The sequence below is a fragment of the Sphingomonas sp. MMS24-J45 genome (assembly GCF_044881195.1).
Classification (GTDB): Bacteria; Pseudomonadota; Alphaproteobacteria; order Sphingomonadales; family Sphingomonadaceae; genus Sphingomonas.
The window spans coordinates 3,492,137-3,507,483 of the sequence record NZ_CP173255.1 but is presented as its reverse complement, the minus strand read 5'-3'; the positions used below and the strand labels follow the sequence as shown (position 1 = coordinate 3,507,483).

Genomic DNA, 15,347 nt, shown 5'->3' with positions numbered 1-15,347 from the left:
CCCATGCCACACTCCCAAAGTTCTTTGATATTGCCGCCGTCCAACACGTGCCGCAAAGTCCAGCTTCGCGCGACGTAGCCGCGCTCGCCCCAAAGCCCTCCCAGCGCGCGGACACCCCCGCGTTGGTGTGACTCAAGTGGGACTTTAAGCCCGCGCCGCCACTCCGCTCGGACCTCTTGCGAGTGGCATTTTCGGCACTTTCGGCAGCGCCTGCGCGTCTCACAGTGGACGAATCCCGCCCGCATCCCTAGATTAGTATTGCGCATGATGCGCAAACCGACGCCGGAACCGGCGCACCGCAGGAATCACCTGCCAAAAACATAGGATCGACCGATGGCCGACAAGCAAACCTCGCTGCAAGATCTTTTCCTGAACGCGCTGCGCCGTTCGAAAACCCCGATCACGATGTTCCTCGTCAAGGGCGTGAAGCTCCAGGGCATCGTCACCTGGTTCGACAATTTCTCGGTCCTGCTGCGCCGCGATGGCCAGTCGCAACTGATCTACAAGCACGCGATCTCAACGATCATGCCGTCGAACACGGTCGATATCGACGCGATCGTCAATGCCGTGGGTGAGGCGCAGAAGAAGGCCCCGCTGTTGCAGGAAATCTTCCTCAATGCCGTGCGCAAGTCGGAAGACAATGTGACGATGTTCCTGGTCAACGGCGTTATGCTGCAGGGGCAGATCGCCGCGTTCGACCTGTTCTGCATGTTGCTGCAGCGCGATGGCATGGCGCAATTGGTCTACAAGCACGCGGTCTCGACGATCCAGCCCGCGCACCCCCTCAATTTGGCTGATGAAACAGCAGGTTCGGACGACGATTGACCACTGGATTTGAACGTGACCGCGACGATGTAGCGCGCGGTGCAAAGGCTGTCGTCGTGTATCCCGATACGGCCGCTTCCTCCCGCGATGCCGATGCGCGGTTGGCCGAAACCGCTGGCCTCGCGATGGCGATCCATGTCGAGGTCGTCGACCGCGTCGCGATCAAGGTCCGCGCCGTTCAGCCTTCGACGTTGATCGGCAAGGGCCAGCTCGAGGCGCTCGCGGCCACGGTACGCATGGCCGAGGCGGAACTCGTCGTGTTCGATGCCAGCCTGACGCCGGTGCAGCAGCGCAACCTCGAAAAGGCGCTGTCGGCCAAGGTAATCGACCGCACCGGCCTGATCCTCGAAATCTTCGGGGAGCGCGCCGCAACCGCCGAGGGGCGGTTGCAGGTGGAACTCGCGCATCTCGATTATCAAGCCGGGCGGCTGGTGCGTAGCTGGACCCACTTGGAACGCCAGCGCGGCGGCTTCGGCTTCCTTGGCGGTCCGGGTGAAACGCAGATCGAGGCCGATCGGCGCCTGATCCGCGACCGTATGGCGCGCCTGAAGAAGGAGCTCGATCAGGTTGCCCGTACCCGCGGCCTGCACCGCGATCGACGCCAGCGCGCGCCATGGCCGGTCATCGCACTGGTCGGCTATACCAATGCCGGAAAGTCAACGCTTTTCAACAGGATGACGGGTGCTGACGTCATGGCGGAAGACCTGCTGTTCGCGACGCTGGACCCAACGCTGCGCCAAATCGCGCTGCCGGGCATCGACAAAGCAATCCTGTCGGACACGGTAGGCTTCGTCTCGGAACTGCCGACGCAATTGGTCGCGGCATTCAAGGCGACGCTGGAGGAGGTGGTCTCGGCCGATCTCCTGATCCACGTCCGCGACATCGCGCATCCCGACACGATCGCGCAGAAGGACGATGTAGAGGCGGTGCTCCGCGACATCGGCGTCGATCTTTCGGTCCCGCGGATCGAGGCGTGGAACAAGCTCGACTTGCTCGACGCGGACGAGCGCGAGGAACTGCTCGGCGAGGCGACGCGGCGCGAGGATGTCGTTGCGCTCTCGGCGCTGAGCGGGGAAGGGGTGTCGGCCTTGCTCGATACCGTCGCCGCGCTGCTGACCGCGAGCCACCGGCGCTACACGATCACGCTCGACGCCGGCGATGGCGCCGGCGCGGCATGGCTGCATTCACATGGCGAAGTGCTGTCGCAGTCGGTCGAGGGTGAGCAGGCGATCTATCACGTGCGCATGGATGAGCGCGAATATGCCCGGTTCAGCCAGCGCTGAGGGCACCGCGACGGATCTGGTCGCGGGCTGGGTGTATGGGCGCTCGGTCGCGCGGCGGGTTGCGCTTCCGGTGTCGGATCATGGCGGCTGGCGCGTCGATACCGCTTCGCCGACAGAGGTCTGTCGCTACATCTTCGCCGATCCCACACCGGACGTGGCGGCCCTGGCACGCGAGATCAACCAGCCGCAGATCTGGATAAAGGTTTGCTGCGAAGACAGCGCTTTGGCAGCATGTCTTCCTTCCGAATGGACGCTGGCTGCCACGTCGTGGATGATGGTGGGAGAGGGCTCCTTTGGCGCGTTGACGCTGCCAGCGGGATATCGCGCAAACGTCGTCCGCGATGGAGTCTGTGTTGAGGTGTCAATCCTTGCACCCGACGGGGCGCTCGCGGCGAGCGGTCATGCCGCCGAAGCGGGCGGGGTGTTCGTGTACGATCGGATCGTCACCGATGCCGCGCATCGCCGTCGCGGGCTCGGTCGCGCCTTGATGCACTTCCTCTCCGCCCAGCGCCAAAGCGCCGACGCGCAGCAGGTGCTCGTCGCGACCGAGGCGGGGCGGGCGTTGTACGAGAGCCTTGGGTGGCGGGTATACCGGCCCTACGCCAGCGCAGTCATTCCCGACCCGGCAGCTTAATCTCCTGCCAGACCTGTTCCTTCTGTTCGAGTGAAAGGTCCTTAAAGCCGTCGCCAGCGTGTGCCTCCATTGCGGCGAAACGGCGCTCGAACTTGGCGTTGGCGCTGCGGAGCGCCGCCTCGGCATCGACACCGAGCTTTCGTGCCCAATTGACGACCGAGAACAGCAAATCGCCAATCTCCTCCTCAACCTCGGCGGGGGTTGCGGCGTCTTCGACTTCGATTAGTTCCTCATCGACCTTGGCCCGGGCACCTGCGGCATCCGGCCAGTCAAAGCCGACACGCGCCGCGCGTTTCTGGAGCTTTTCGGCGCGCAGCAGCGCGGGCAGGCCGAGCGCCACGCCATCGAGCGCGCCCGTTGGCGTGTCCGCTTCGCGTTTGGCGGCGCGCTCTTCGGCCTTGATTTGTTCCCAAAGGTGACGACCGCCTTCGGCCTGATCGCCGAAAATATGCGGATGGCGGCGTTCCATCTTATCGCTGATCGCCGCGACCACGTCGGGGAGAGCAAACGTTCCGGCTTCTTCGGCGATGCGCGCGTGGAACACGACCTGCAAGAGGAGGTCGCCGAGTTCATCCTTAAGATCCGCCATGTCATCGCGCGCGATCGCGTCGGCGACTTCATAGGCTTCCTCGATTGTGTACGGCGCGACGCTCGCGAAATCCTGCGCGACGTCCCATTCGCAACCCGACACCGGGTCGCGCAACCGCGCCATGATGTCCACGAGCCGTTCGATCATTGCGAAGGGGCCTTCCACATCTCGATGGTTTCAAGTCCGATAATATGTATTATGTAAAACGAAGATGAAGTCATCAGGAACCGCTCGCGATCGGGGCCCCTGCGGCGAAGACATCCTGCCATAGCGTGACCAGCAGGAACATCAGCGCAAAGATCGCGATCCAAGCCAGCGCCATCTTCACCGTCTGGCCGAGCGGTAACCGCCGTGCGGCCAGCGCGCTAACCGGCAAGATCAACATCAGCGCCAGATACAGGGCGTCAAAGCTATTGTCGTTCACGCGAACAACTCCAAGCCATCATAGCCCGGCTCGACCCCCGGTGGCAGTTGTTCGCGCAGCGTCGCGTAGTCCATCGTCTGGTCCATATGTGCCAACACCGCGCGGCCGGGCTTGAACTGGGCGATCCAGTCGAGCGTCATTCCAAGGTGCGGATGCGACGGGTGCGGTTTGCGACGGAGCGCATCGACGATCCAGATGTCGAGCCCCTGATAGAGTTTGGCCATATCCGGCGTCATCGCACTGAGATCCGTGGCATATCCGATCGACCTGCCCGCGCTTTCGAAGCGGAGACCGGCGGATTGGAACGGCCCGTGCGGCTGATCTGCGACGCGCACGGTGATATCCCCAACGGTAATCGCATCGGGCAAGTCCTCGATCGCCACGGTCGGCGGATAACCGTCCCATCCGTGAAAGACGTAGCGAAAGCGCTGCGTCAATGTCGCCTTCAGGTCCGGTCGCGCAATACCACGGACGGGGCGGCCCATCGCGTGAAAAACCTGCCGCAGATCATCGATGCCATGCGTGTGATCGGCATGGTCGTGCGTCCAGATCACGGCGTCGAGTGTCTCCACACGCGCGGCGAGCAATTGCTCGCGCATGTCCGGGCCGGTGTCGACCAGGATGCGCGTGGTTTCGGTCTCCACCAGGATCGCGGCGCGCATGCGACGGTTACGCGGCTCGTTCGGGTCGCACGATCCCCAATCGTTGCCGATCCGTGGCACCCCCGACGAGGTGCCCGACCCGAGTATCCGAACCTTCATGCCAGCGTTTTGGTAAACAAGGCGTGAAAGTTGGCAGCCGTCGCGCTGGCCAGCGTTTCGAGCGGTTCGCCGCGCAATTGCGCCAGGAACGCTGCGGTATCTGCAACGAAGGCTGGCTCTCCCGTTTTCCCGCGATGCGGCACGGGTGCGAGGAACGGCGCATCGGTCTCGATCAGCAGCCGGTCGAGCGGCAGGCGCGCGGCGGTTTCCTGCAAATCCTTGGCATTCTTGAACGTTACGATGCCCGAAATGGAGATATAGAAACCCAAATCCAGCGCGATATCGGCGAACGCGCCGCTCGCGGTGAAGCAGTGGATGACGCCGGGATAGGCCCCCTTCCCCATTTCCTCGCGCAGGATTTCGGCAGTGTCATCTTCGGCATCGCGGGTGTGGACGACGATCGGCAATTGCGTCTCGCGCGCTGCAGCGATGTGCGCACGGAAGCTGGCCCGCTGACGGTCGCGGTCGCTGTGATCGTAAAAATAGTCGAGCCCGCTTTCGCCGATGCCGACGACGCGGCGGTGTTGCGCGCGTTCCACCAGCCGCGCGGTGCCGACATCGGGATGCTGGTCGGCCTCATGCGGGTGAATGCCGACGGTCGCCCACACATCGGGCTCGCGCTCAGCGGTCGCGAGCACCGCGTCCCATTCGCTCTCGCGCGTCGCGATGTTGAGCATGGCGTGGACGCCGCGCGCACGGGCACGGGCGAGCACATCCTGCTGCCCCTCGACCAGCCCTTTATAGTTGAGGTGGCAATGGCTGTCGGCGAACATCAGGCTTCGGCCGGGGCTTCGAGCCGTGGGAAGACGCCCGCCGGGGCCGGCAAGGCTAGCCCGGCGGCAAGCGGGTGACCGAGCGACTCGAAGCTGCGCGCGCCCGGCGCCTGCCCCAGCAGATCGAGCAGCTTGTCCGCACCGCCCGGGATCGCCCAGCGCGCGAGGATCGCGATGCGGCGGATCGCATCGGCGGCATGATACAGGATCGTGTCGGCACGCGCCGGGTCGGTCTTGCGCACGCTCCACGGCGCCTGATCCGCGAAATACTGATTGGCGTCGCGCGCCGCAGACCAGATCGCGTCGAGCGCATTGTGCAGCGCCAGATCGCGCATCGCGTCGTGCATCCCCGCTTCCGCGGCTGTGACGCTGGCGGTCAGCGCCGCTTCGGCTTCGGTCGACGGCCCAGCCACGGGCACTAAGCCGTTGCACGCTTTGGCGATGATCGACAGGCAACGCTGCGCCAAATTGCCGAGATTATTGGCGAGATCGGCATTGCAGCGCGTGACGATCGCCTCTTCCGAATAACTCCCATCCTGCCCGAAGCTGACCTCGCGCAGAAGGAAATAGCGCAGGGCATCGACCCCGAAGCGATCCGCTAATTCCATCGGGTCGGTGACGTTGCCGACCGACTTGGACATCTTTTCTCCACGGTTGAGCAGAAAGCCATGACCGAACACGGTGCGCGGGAGCGGAATGTTCGCACTCATCAGGAAGGCCGGCCAGTAGACCGCATGAAAACGAACGATATCCTTGCCAATCACGTGAAGATGCGCGGGCCAGAACGTCTCATACAGCTCGACATCGTCGGGATAGCCGACGCCGGTCAGATAATTAGTGAGCGCATCGACCCACACGTACATCACATGCCCCGGGCTGTCGGGCACGGGCACGCCCCAATCGAAGCTGGTGCGCGAAACCGATAGGTCGGACAGCCCGCCCTCAACGAAGCGCATCACTTCGTTGCGACGGCTCTCCGGTTGGATGAAATCGGGCTGTGCCGCGTAAAGATCGAGCAGTGGCTGCTGATATTTCGATAGGCGGAAAAACCAGGTTTCCTCCGCCGTCCATTCGACCGGGGTTCCTTGTGGGGAGCGGCGATCGTCGCCCTCCCCGATCAGTTCCTTCTCGTCATAAAAGGCTTCGTCGCGAACCGAATACCAGCCTTCGTAGCGATCGAGATACAGATCGCCCGCGGCCTCCATCGCCTGCCAGATTGCCTGGCTCGCGCGATAGTGATCTTCGTCGCTGGTGCGAATGAAGCGATCATAGGAAATGTCGAGTGTGTCGGCCATCGTCTTGAAATAGCCGCTCATTTCATCGGCGAGCGCACGCGGTGTCAGGTCGCGCTTGCGGGCTTCCTGGACCATCTTCAGGCCGTGTTCGTCGGTGCCGGTCTGGAAGCGCACTTCCCGGCCCAATTGCCGCTGATACCGCGCGATCGCGTCGGCGGCGATCGCCTCATAAGCGTGGCCGATATGCGGGCGGCCGTTGGGATAGCTGATCGCGGTGGTGATATAAAAGGGGTCGGTCATGGCGCGGCTCTAGAGCATCGCACGCGCCAATTGAAGCCTCACGACCGGCGATTTAGCGGGCGAGCCGCGCGACGATCCCCGCCATCTCATACACCGTCGCCTGCGCATCGAGCGTCAGCGCGCGTGCCGTCGCCGCCAGCATCCGCGCGGCGTCATAACCGTCGAGTGCCGTGCGTAGCCGTTCGCCGTGCAGCGTCGGCGCGGCGGCTGCAATAAAGGCAGGCGCGCGCTCCAGAAACGCCTCGTAGCGCGGCTGTGCTGCCTTGAGCGCGAGGCTCTTGGCGAGTTTCACCCTCCGTCGATTGTCGGGGTCGCCGCTTTGCGCGATTGCGGTGAGGGCGCTGTCGAGCGCGGCGAGATCGAGTCCCGCAAAGCCGAGCGCGCGGCCAGGGGAGCCGTTTGCGATGCGGATCAACGCGGCGATTTCCGCCGCATCGGCTGTCGGCAGCCGTTCGCGCAGCACCGACGTCATCGCATCCTCGCTCAGCGGATCGAAGCGCAATTGCCGACAGCGCGAGCGGATCGTCGGCAGCAAGCGCCCCGGCGCGTGGCTGATCAACAGAAAGATCGTCCCCTGCGGCGGCTCTTCGAGATTCTTGAGCAGGGCGTTGGAGGCACCCGGGCGCTCCAAGTCATCGACCGCATCGATGATCACGACGCGGCGCTCCGACATCGACGGGCGCGTTGCGAACATCGATCCCAGCGCACGCACCTGCGCGATCGGGATCGACCGCGCCAGATCGAGGCCGGTTTTGTCGCCTTCCTTGGGTTGCCGCGTCAGCTCGCGGTAATCGGGGTGCGATCCGGCGGCGACGAGCTTGCGTTGGGCATTGTCCTCGGGAACGTCGAAGCCAGGCGGCAGCACCGCCCCTGCCCCATCCGCCAGCAAGCGCAGCGCCGCAGCCCGCGCGAAACTTGCCTTGCCGATCCCCTCCGGCCCGGCGAACAGCCAGGCATGATGCAGCGATCCGCTCGCCATTGCGGCGGCAAAGGCGGCGTGCGCGGCGTCGTTTCCGATCGGCAGCGTCATGGCAGCAGATCGGCCACCGCTGACAATACCGCAGCGGCAACCACATCCACGTCGCCGCCCGCATCGATCAGCCGGAAGCGATCGGGCTCGTGCGTGGCAAAGCGGCGAAAGGCGGCGGCGACATCGGCGTGGAACCCCTCGCCCCGTGCCGCGAAGCGATCGGCCGCTTCACCGTCCCGGCCCGCCGCGCGCAGCCGACCTTGCTCGGGCGCGAGTTCGAGCACCAGCGTACGATCGGGCAACAGACCGCGCGCCCCGAAGGCATGGAGCGCCAGCACGGCTGCATCATCGATTCCGCCAGCGACGCCCTGATAGGCACGGCTGCTGTCGAGAAAGCGGTCGCAAATCACCCAGCGACCAGCTCCAATCGCTGGCCGGATGGTCTTTTCGACATGGTCGGCGCGCGCGGCGGCGAACAGCAGCGCCTCGCTATGCGCGCTCCACCGCGTGACGTCGCCTTGCATCAGGAGCGTGCGGATTGCCTCCGCGCCCTCGCTGCCGCCGGGTTCGCGCGTCACCAGCGCATCGATCCCGCGCTCGGCCAGTCCCGCGACGAGCAACCGCGCCTGCGTCGATTTGCCAGCCCCCTCCCCGCCCTCGAGCGAGATGAAGCGCCCGGTGCTCATCTGATCAAGCGCCAAACAGGCTCATCAGCCCAGCCCAGGCACGACCGAAGAAACCAGCCTCGTCCACGTCATTGGCGGCGACCAGCGGCAGGCGCTGCGGCGGCAGATCAGCAGTCGTGACGATCAGGTCGGCGATATGCTGCCCGGCCTTGATCGGTGCCTTGATCGGGCCGTCATAGCTGACCGTCAGCTTCATGTCGGGCACCGCACCCGCAGGCAGCGTCGCGGTCAGATTGGTCGGCGCGACCAGGCCGACCTTGCTCGCGCTGCCGAGCTGGACTTCGGCCGTCTCGATCTGCTTGCCCTTGGCCAGGATCGGCTTGGCCTGCCACGCACGGAAGCCCCATTCCATGAACTTCACCAATTCCTCGGCGCGCTGTCCCGAGGTACCTAGCCCGGCCATCACCATCACCAGGCGACGGCCGCTTTGCTCGGCCGATCCGGTGAAACCGTAGCCGGCCTCCTCGGTATGACCGGTCTTCAAGCCATCGGCCCCCGCGACGCGCCCAAGCAACGGGTCGCGGTTGGCCTGATCGATCGGCTTGGCATCGCCGAGCGTCTTACCCCAGGTGAAGCTGCGCAGCGAATAGAAGCGCTTGTAGAGATCGGGATGATCCTTGATCGTCGCACCAGCAAGCTTGGCGAGGTCGCGCGCGGTGACATAGGTCCGCCCTTCGTCGGGCCAGCCGTTCGACGTACCGAAATGGCTGTTGGTGAGACCAAGCTTTACCGCCGCGCGGTTCATCCGGTCGGTAAAGGCGCTCTCCGTGCCCGAAATGCCCTCGGCCAGCACGACGCACGCGTCGTTGCCCGAGAGCGTGACGATCCCTTTCAGCAGATCGGCAACGGTAGGCTCCTCCCCCACGCCCAGAAACATCGTCGAGCCCTGGCTATGCCAAGCGCGCCACGTCTCGGGCCGAACCGGGAATTTCTGGTCGAGCTTCAATTCGCCCGACTTGATCATGTCGAACGCGACATAGACCGTCATCATCTTCGCCATCGACGCGGGCGGCATCCGGCGATCCGCATCCTTCGCATAGAGGATAGCGCCCGACGACAGATCCTGCAGATACGCGACCGGCGCGGGTGTCTGATAGTCCGGCGCAGCGATGGCCGGGCAGGTGGCGGCAATCGCGATGGTGGCGGCGGCGAAGACTTTGTTGCGCAGGGACATTGGGTTCGGTCTCGTTTCAGTCATTCGGAGTGAAGGATTCGTGCGTCGCCATAGCCACGTCGGGCCGCGCCGTCACGCGCGCGCGTAGCCTCGGCGGAAGTGGTGAACGGGCCGAGCTGGACGCGGTAGAGCCCGCCCGATGCAGCGACACGACCGCCGAGGTCGCGTGCCAACGCGGTCGCGCGCGCCGAGGAAGACAGTGCGGCGACCTGAACATAGTAGCCGCCGGTGAGGCGCTGCGCTGGTGCGGCGGCTGGCGCGGGTGCCGATGCGCGGGTGGTCGAGCGGGTCGGCGCGCGCGGCGGGGTCGTGGCTCGCTGCGGGGCGATCCGTCCGGGCAGCTTGCGGCGCAGGGCGGTGAGCAGCGCCGGTGGCGCGTCCAAGCGGGGCGAGGCGGCCTGTCCCGACCGCAACGCCATTTCGTCCTGCGGGCTGGTTATCACGCTCCTCACACGGACCGGGGCGCGCTCAGCGACGCCGAGCGCCTGTGCGGCGCCGGGCGTCAGCGCGACCAGGCCACCGCTCGTCTCGCGCCCGACCACCAGCGCCACGATCGTCCGCCCGGTGTCGAGCGCGGTCAGCTCGACCAGAGCGCCAGGGGCCAAACCCGCATAGCCGACACCAACCGCAACATTGCTCCACCGCGCTTCGGGCGGTTCCGCCATCATCATCGCATAGCCGACGCCATCGTCATGCGCTTCGCCGGAGGTGCCGCGCGGACCGCGCGTGTCGGCAAGCTCGGGCGGCAGATCGGAGGGCCGCTGGATCTGGGCGGTTGCAGGACCGGACCAAAGCTCGGGCTTCATCGCCGCGCGGTCGCCAGCGGTGCCGCGCTGCGTCGCGGCTGCCGCTTCAACGCCAACGCCGCCGCTGGCGAGTAACAAGCCGATCAGGATCGCCATGCTATTGCTCGACCGCATCGGCGAGCAACCCCACCGACAGCGCGTAAAAATTGGAGCAATTGTAATCCAGGATCACCCGGTAATTCCCCGTCAACAGATAGGCGGTCTTGCCCGGCCCGTCGGGCTCGATCAACGTCGCCAGCACGGTGTCGCCAGGCCAGGTGCGCGTCAGCGGCGCAATCCCGAGCGAACGCCATTCGGCCATCGTTTTCCACCCGCTATGCCGCGCGAACACCTTGACGCAGCGCGGCGACAGCAAACGGTTGGAGATCTGGCTGCGGTCGAAGGTCGGAGGTACCGACACGGCCATGCCCCAGGGCTGCCCAGGCCGCCATCCGGCATTGGCGAAATAATTTCCGATCGACGCGAGCGTATCGGCCTGGCTGCTCCAGATATCGGCGCGCCCGTCGCCGTCACCGTCCCGTGCCAGCCGCAGATAGACCGAGGGCAGGAATTGCGGCCCGCCGGTCGCGCCCGCCCAGCTGCCGATCAATTGCGACCGTGCGACACCGCGGTCCATCATCTGCAAGGACGCGATGAATTCGTCGGCAAACAAACCGCGCCGCCGCCCCTCATACGCCAGAGTCGCCAGCGCACGGGGCAGATCAAACCCGCCCATCACCCGACCGTAGCTCGTCTCATGGCCCCAGATGGCGACCATGATCGACTCGGGAACGCCGGTCTCCGCCTCAATCCGCTGCAAGCGCGGTCGCGCGGATAGATAGGCGTTCCGTCCGCTGGCGATCAGCGCCGGGCTGAGATGCTGCGCTTTATACGGCGCGAAATCCGGGATTGGTGCATTCGGGTTCGCCCCTGGCTGCTGCCGGTCGAGCTCGACCACGCGCTGGTTGAGCGTCAAGGTCGGCATCACCGCATCCAAGGTCGCGCGGCTGACACCCTTGGCTTCGGCCTGGGCGCGCAACGTCAGCAAATAGCTCTGGAATCCAGCCTCATCCTGTGCCGCCGCCGGTGCCGCGCCCGCCACCGATGCCAGCACGGCGAGCGCCGCCATCCGGAGCCGTCGTACGAAATTTTCTGTGCCCGCCATGCTGCATTAGTGGCACAGCCGCCCGCCGACATGAACCCCCAAAGCCCTGCCACGCACCACAAACCTTGCACAAGTCGTCCGTCCCTGGCTAAGCGAACGCAGCGCGGAGAGATGGCCGAGTGGTTTAAGGCAGCGGTCTTGAAAACCGCCGTGGGTGCAAGCTCACCGTGGGTTCGAATCCCACTCTCTCCGCCACCTTACGCATCGGATCACTGATATCGTGGAAAGATATCGGGCGTCCTGTTTCGGTCCCACTGCCCGCCCTCACTCACACGCACCATCGCCAGGCGAAGGTCGCGATCACATCTTGGGTGATGCAGGCCGTGCCGGTGAACCGCGTACCGCGCGACAAAGGGCCTGGCGCGACGCAGAGTTCGGCAAGGAATTCTTTGCCCGTTCCGTCGAACGTAATCGCAATTTCGTGGAACTCGGGCAAACCACCGCTCAGCCGGTGTTGTGCTTTGAAGACGGCTTCTTTGGCACTGAAAACGAGCCGGTCGAACCAGGCTGGACACTCTTGCAGCGCTACCCGTTCCGATGGCCGCAGCACGTGGTTTGCGACCGCAGCAGGCAAGGGCTCGCGTGGTTCGATGTCGCAACCGATCGACAGCAGATCGCACTCGCGCGCCATCACGGCGAGCGCGTGGCCGGCGCCATGACTGAGGCTGCCGACAAAACCGGGCGGGAAGAGCGGTGCGTGGCTCGGAAGGCTGGGGATGGCTTGGGGCGGCTCCTCGAAGTCGGCCAGCAACGCGCGCGCGACTTCGCGAACCGCCGCAAATTCGCGCCGCCGCGGCTCGGTGGCGGCGGCGATCTGCGCCTGCTCGATCGGGAAAAGGCTGGCTGGATCGGCTTCCGCCACGGGCATCATCCGCCAGCGCGCGCCGGCAGGAAGATCAATCTCCATGGCAAGCGGGCCGCGAATGCAACACGTCTCCCGCCGATCTCATCGCGCGCGTTCCGTCGAACGTGAGCCCGAGGCTGCCGCCGGAGTCACCAGATGCCCGATCAGCGCGGCAGCATTGGCTGGATGCATGAACTCGCTGTGGGGAACGTCCATGGTGACGATATCGATCTCGCCGAACAGCCGGTCCCAGCCGAGATAGGGGTAGAGAGCGGGATCGAAGCGGATCTCGTTGGAGAGAAAGAGGCTGAGCCGTCCGGACACCGGTCCCGCGGGTACGTCACGGAACTGGGCGACGCGCACGTGCCACGTGATCTCGCGCCGCAGCGATGCTTCCAGCCCGGTGCGGCCAATCAGCCGCAAAAGGCCAAGCAGGTGGCGCGCCAAGCGATGCTGTTCGCCTTTTGCGAGCCACGCGGCGAGCTTCCGGGCGCTCTCGTCCAACCGCGGACGAGCGGAGCGGGCGGCTTGCCCGACGATCCTGCGCCGCTCGTGCTCGGTAAGCGGATCGCCCGGTGCGCCATCGAGCACTCCGATGAAATCCACCTTTACGCCTGCCGCGATCAGGCGACGCGCGGTCTCGACTGCCACCTTGCCGCCCAGCGAATTGCCCAGCAGCCATACGCCGGGCGCACCATCCGGTCCGAGCTGCGCAACGACCGCCGCAACGATCCGATCAAACAGCCGCTCGCGGTCGAAATCGCCTTTGAACCAGTCGCCTCCCCACCGATAGTCGGCGATTATCGGCGTGAAATCCGGGCTCACTCGGCGGGCGAAATCGGCGATCACGATATCGCCGCCGAAAATGCCAGGACACAGGACCAGGAGCGGGCCACCGCCTGCCGGTTTCGCATCGCCGGCCCTCAACCGTGCCGTCAGCATCGCCGGCGTCGTTTGAAAATCAAGCAGTTCCCAATCGATCTGTCGGTCCAGCCGCCGCTCAAGCTCGACGACGAGGTTCAGCCCTTTGAGCGAATCACCGCCGGCCGCCTCGAAGCTGGCATCTGCATCGAAACTTCCGGGTCCGAGAATCTGCTCCCAGCTCTCGCGCACCACTTGCTCCATCCCGGAGCCGAGAGAGCGTGCAAGGTCAGGCTGCGCCGCAGCGCGCGCACGCTCTTCATCGTGGCGGCCGAGGGATACCAGATCCGGCTTGCCGCTGGGCAGGCGTGGCAGGGCGTCGCGGGCGATCAGTTCGCTCGGCCGCATGGGCCCCGGCAATCGCTCCGCGCACCAGCGCGCCACCGCTGCAGGATCGGCTGAATCGTCCGTCCGCTCGACATAATAGGCAACGATGGCGTTCTCGGCGCCCGGACGCGCAAGGACAGCGGCTTCTGACACCCCGGGACAGGCGGCAAGTACCGCCTCGATTTCGGCAAGATGGACGGTATTGCCCCGAATCTTGATCTGCCGATCCTTGCGCCCGATGAATTCGAGCAGGCCGCCGGGCAGAATTCGCCCCATGTCGCCGGTGCGAAACTCCCGCGCGCCGGGCAGGCTTGCCGATGGCTTGAAGCGCTCGGCCGTCATCACCGGATCACGCCAATAGCCGAGCGACAGCGCATGGCTCGACACCACGATCTCGCCGAGTTCGCCCGGCGTGACCTCCGCACCGGTCTCATCGATCAGCCGCAGCGGGGCATCGTCGCGCGGATAGCCGACCGGCACGAGCGGCCGCCCGATCGCGACATCGTGATCGGGATACCAGGACGCGTAGCTATAGGTTTCGGTCGTGGCGAGATCGATGCAAAGTCGGCACGCGCGCGGGAAACATCGCCGGAACAGCTCGACGTCGCTACGCTGCACCCGGTCCGAGATCAGATGGACCAGGCGCAATCCGCGCAGCAGCCGACCGGCGGCGCTGCCGATCGGCTCGCTGAACATCGCGCGGAACAGGCCGGGCATGATATGAAGCACAGCGACGTTTGCATCCGCAAAAATGCTAGCGGCCTTGGTCAGGCCCTGTGATCGCACATCGGCAATGACGAGCCGCGCCCCGGCGGCAAGGCTGCCATAGAGATCGCGCGTAGCCCCGCTGACGCTTGGCGAATAGATGAGCGCGACGCCCTCGTCGTGCCGCAGCCCGGCTCGCCAGGAATGCCGCAGGACTTCGTAGAGGATCGACCGCTGGCTTTGAAATACCCCCTTGGGAACACCGGTGCTGCCGGACGTGTAGAAGATCGCCGCCACGTCGTCCGGAGTCGCGGTGAAGTGGAACGGTGCCTCCCTGCCCTCGTCCAGCGTCGGCATCGGCATCTGAGGGATCTCGGGCGCGGCATCACGCATCAGGGCGGCGGTCGCCGCATCGACGATGACCGCGCTCATCCCGGCACGCAACGCGATTTCCGCGTTGCGTGCCGCCGGGAAACTGGCGTCGAGCGGGACGTAGCAAATGCCGCGGGCGAGCAGACCGAGGATCGCCGCGACATAATCGGTGGATGGCGCGAGCAGGATACCGATCGGGCGGCCGGGCACCACAAACGCCTCAACGCTTTCGCCGACGCGGGCCGCAAGCTGCGTCAACTCGGCATAGGTCAGCGCGGTGGCCGCATCCTGGACGGCGATCGCCGTGCCCCGCGCCTGCGCATGGCCGGCGACGATCTCCGCGAGCGTGGTCGTAATCTCCGCCGGTGTTGCCACTGGCGCAGGGGCCGAGGAATCCATATCGGCTTCCGAAGCTCGAGCGATCATCGCGCGATCTTTCCCCGCATCCGGATCGCGGCGCCGCCTGGCGCGGTTCGGCCTTGCGCCGCGCGTCGAAACTCCGTTCCCATCAAAGGCAATTTTACGCTCACGTGCTAAGAGGTTTTGACGCCAGTCGAGCGTCACCCCTCTTCTA

Annotated in this window: 15 protein-coding genes and 1 tRNA gene; 4 read left to right on the top strand and 12 right to left on the bottom strand. The window is 65.4% G+C overall.

Annotation, left to right across the window (positions count from 1 at the left end; all coding sequences use genetic code 11):
- The first annotated feature begins 333 nt into the window (after window positions 1-333).
- The 3 genes from hfq to AB5I39_RS16870 are packed head-to-tail and all read left to right on the top strand — an operon-like array spanning window position 334 to window position 2,742.
- A complete protein-coding gene (gene hfq, locus AB5I39_RS16880) occupies window positions 334-825 on the top strand; it encodes an RNA chaperone Hfq (RefSeq protein ID WP_404369515.1) in 492 nt (163 codons plus the stop codon).
- Entirely contained in the window at window positions 822-2,108 is a 1,287-nt protein-coding gene (hflX, locus tag AB5I39_RS16875; RefSeq protein WP_404369512.1) for a GTPase HflX, read from the top strand. The genes hfq and hflX overlap by 4 nt, the downstream gene beginning before the upstream one ends.
- Window positions 2,086-2,742, top strand: a complete 657-nt coding sequence (locus AB5I39_RS16870; RefSeq protein ID WP_404369509.1) for a GNAT family N-acetyltransferase — start codon at window positions 2,086-2,088, stop codon at window positions 2,740-2,742. Before hflX ends, AB5I39_RS16870 begins: the two co-directional genes overlap by 23 nt.
- Here the strand turns inward: AB5I39_RS16870 and mazG are convergent.
- The 10 genes from mazG to AB5I39_RS16820 all read right to left on the bottom strand — a co-directional run bounded on the left by mazG (window position 2,720) and on the right by AB5I39_RS16820 (window position 11,568).
- Window positions 2,720-3,478, bottom strand: coding sequence for a nucleoside triphosphate pyrophosphohydrolase (gene mazG, locus AB5I39_RS16865; protein WP_404369506.1), 759 nt, complete (start codon window positions 3,476-3,478; stop codon window positions 2,720-2,722). The genes AB5I39_RS16870 and mazG overlap by 23 nt on opposite strands.
- A 73-nt stretch (window positions 3,479-3,551) precedes the next feature.
- Window positions 3,552-3,755 (bottom strand): hypothetical protein, encoded by a 204-nt coding sequence (locus AB5I39_RS16860; RefSeq protein WP_404369503.1) that lies wholly within the window; start codon window positions 3,753-3,755, stop codon window positions 3,552-3,554.
- A complete protein-coding gene (locus tag AB5I39_RS16855; protein ID WP_404369500.1) occupies window positions 3,752-4,516 on the bottom strand; it encodes an MBL fold metallo-hydrolase in 765 nt (254 codons plus the stop codon). The genes AB5I39_RS16860 and AB5I39_RS16855 overlap by 4 nt, the downstream gene beginning before the upstream one ends.
- Window positions 4,513-5,289, bottom strand: coding sequence for a TatD family hydrolase (locus tag AB5I39_RS16850; RefSeq protein WP_404369498.1), 777 nt, complete (start codon window positions 5,287-5,289; stop codon window positions 4,513-4,515). The genes AB5I39_RS16855 and AB5I39_RS16850 overlap by 4 nt, the downstream gene beginning before the upstream one ends.
- Window positions 5,289-6,824, bottom strand: coding sequence for a methionine--tRNA ligase (gene metG, locus AB5I39_RS16845; protein ID WP_404369495.1), 1,536 nt, complete (start codon window positions 6,822-6,824; stop codon window positions 5,289-5,291). Before metG ends, AB5I39_RS16850 begins: the two co-directional genes overlap by 1 nt.
- A gap of 52 nt (window positions 6,825-6,876) precedes the next feature.
- Complete coding sequence (locus AB5I39_RS16840; protein ID WP_404369492.1) at window positions 6,877-7,854, bottom strand: AAA family ATPase; 978 nt, start codon at window positions 7,852-7,854, stop codon at window positions 6,877-6,879.
- On the bottom strand, window positions 7,851-8,480 hold the full coding sequence (gene tmk, locus AB5I39_RS16835) for a dTMP kinase (RefSeq protein ID WP_404369489.1): 630 nt from the start codon (window positions 8,478-8,480) through the stop codon (window positions 7,851-7,853). Before tmk ends, AB5I39_RS16840 begins: the two co-directional genes overlap by 4 nt.
- Window positions 8,481-8,484: 4 nt before the next feature.
- Window positions 8,485-9,654 carry a D-alanyl-D-alanine carboxypeptidase family protein gene (locus AB5I39_RS16830; RefSeq protein ID WP_404369486.1) on the bottom strand — a complete coding sequence of 390 codons (1,170 nt, stop codon included), beginning with the start codon at window positions 9,652-9,654 and terminating at the stop codon, window positions 8,485-8,487.
- Between the two features lie 20 nt (window positions 9,655-9,674).
- Window positions 9,675-10,556, bottom strand: coding sequence for an SPOR domain-containing protein (locus AB5I39_RS16825; RefSeq protein WP_404369483.1), 882 nt, complete (start codon window positions 10,554-10,556; stop codon window positions 9,675-9,677).
- Between the two features lies 1 nt (window position 10,557).
- The gene (locus AB5I39_RS16820) at window positions 10,558-11,568 is read right to left on the bottom strand and encodes a lytic transglycosylase domain-containing protein (RefSeq protein WP_404374213.1); all 1,011 of its coding nucleotides are present in this window, start codon (window positions 11,566-11,568) and stop codon (window positions 10,558-10,560) included.
- A 141-nt stretch (window positions 11,569-11,709) separates the two neighbouring features.
- Here AB5I39_RS16820 and AB5I39_RS16815 point away from each other — a divergent pair.
- Window positions 11,710-11,799 (top strand) — tRNA-Ser (locus AB5I39_RS16815).
- Between the two features lie 73 nt (window positions 11,800-11,872).
- Here the strand turns inward: AB5I39_RS16815 and AB5I39_RS16810 are convergent.
- Both AB5I39_RS16810 and AB5I39_RS16805 read right to left on the bottom strand, forming a co-directional pair.
- Window positions 11,873-12,511 carry a 4'-phosphopantetheinyl transferase gene (locus tag AB5I39_RS16810; RefSeq protein ID WP_404369480.1) on the bottom strand — a complete coding sequence of 213 codons (639 nt, stop codon included), beginning with the start codon at window positions 12,509-12,511 and terminating at the stop codon, window positions 11,873-11,875.
- A 39-nt stretch (window positions 12,512-12,550) separates the two neighbouring features.
- A complete protein-coding gene (locus tag AB5I39_RS16805) occupies window positions 12,551-15,199 on the bottom strand; it encodes an AMP-binding protein (protein WP_404369477.1) in 2,649 nt (882 codons plus the stop codon).
- Window positions 15,200-15,347: the final 148 nt, after the last annotated feature.